The organism is Streptomyces sp. PA03-6a (assembly GCF_033792765.1).
Lineage (GTDB): Bacteria > Actinomycetota > Actinomycetes > Streptomycetales > Streptomycetaceae > Actinacidiphila.
Window position 1 is genome coordinate 1 of sequence record NZ_JARAVK010000551.1, and the last position, 1,552, is coordinate 1,552.

General features: G+C 67.8%; 1 protein-coding gene. It reads right to left on the reverse strand.

From position 1 onward, the window contains the following. Window positions 1-1,496, reverse strand: a 1,496-nt coding sequence (locus PV350_RS46540; protein WP_500339299.1) for an ISAzo13 family transposase, incomplete at its 3' end; no start/stop codon positions are given. Window positions 1,497-1,552 lie beyond the last annotated feature (56 nt).

A 1,552-nucleotide genomic window follows, 5' to 3' on the forward strand; every position in this document is an offset into this window, starting at 1 on the left:
TAGAGCAGGGTGAGCAGGAGCCGGGCCGGGTCGTCGAAGAGCGGTTTGTGTCGGAGTTTGCCGGTGGCCCGGCGGGCCCGTCCGCCGCGTTGTTCGCTCAATCGTTGCTGGGTGCGGGCGGCTTGGGCGGGGGCGAGCGTGACGGCCAGGTGATCAAGTTGTTCGGCGGTAAGGCCGGTCAGCCGCTCGTCGGCCAGTTTGGCGAGCATCGTCTGACGGCGTTGGGCGGGGCCTGCGGCCTCGCCGACCGGGTCCGGGAGGACGGCGTCGCCGATGGCCTGGGGGTGGAGGGTGTAATTCCAGGCTCCGTGGACGGCGTGGTGCTCCAGCGGCAGGGCCGCGAAGCGGTCCTTGCTGATCGCGATCCCGGTGGGATAGTCACCGGTGTCCAGCACTGCTTCCACGCGCAGGCCGGCCCGGGTGCGCGTCGCGGCGATGGTCTGGATCACTACGTCGTGGCTGGTCAGAGGGCGCCCGCGCCAGTTGTGGGTGATGTGCGAGAAGAGCCGGTGCTCGATCTTGTTCCACTTCGAGGTGCCCGGCGGGAAGTGGCAGACCGTGATCGAGAGCCCTGTCTCGGCGGCCAACGCGGCCAGCTCGCTCTTCCACACGCGATACCGGTAGCTGTTGGATCCGCCGGCGTCAGCGGTGATCAGCAGCCGGGTCGCGGTCGGATAGTCCAGGCTGCCGCGGGCGGTCCACCAGCGGCGGATCGACTCCACCGCGAAGACGGAGGTGTCATGGTCGATGCCGACGTTGACCCAGCCAGTGTCGCGGTCAAGGTCGTAAATCCCGTACGGGATCGCCTGCTCGACATCCGGGCCGCTGAAGAAGAAGTGGTGGTCCTCGACCTGGACCGGATCGCCTTTCGGACGCCACTCGCGCCCGGCCATGGGCAGCCGGCCGATCTGCTCGCGCTTCTTGGTGTCCACGCTGATCACCGGTTCACCGGCCGCCTGATGCTGCTTGACCTGCTCGTTGAGATACCGGAACTGGGCGTCACGATCCGGGTGCTGAGCACCTTCCAGGGTCTTGGCGTTGCCTTGCAAGCTGAAGCCCGCCTGCTTGAGCAGGCGCCCCACGGTCGGCGCGGACACCCGATATCCCTGCTTGACCAACTCGTCCGCCAGATGACGCAGCGACTTGGTCGTCCACCGCAGCGGAGATTGTGGATCCCCCCGCTCGTCCGGCTCGACCAGTGTCATCAGGGCCTTCACCACCCCCGGGTCGGCGGCCTCGGCCCGCTTGCGGCCCCCGCCCGGTGACCGAACCCGCCCACCGGGAAGCGGGCCGACCCTCGAGGACAGCTCCGTCAGACCCCGGCGCACCGTCGTCTCGCTCATCGATGCGGCCCGCGCAGCGGCACGCACCCCGCCACGGCCAAGCAATCTTGCCTCGGTGGCCACCGCCAAGCGACGCTGCCGCTCGTTGAGATGCGGCAACAACACCGTGAAACGAAAGGCGAGTTGCGACAAGATCTCCGCCGGGAACGTCATACCAGCTCAACGAGCCAACGGACCCCAAAGCAACACCTTGATTTTTTACGGCTCCA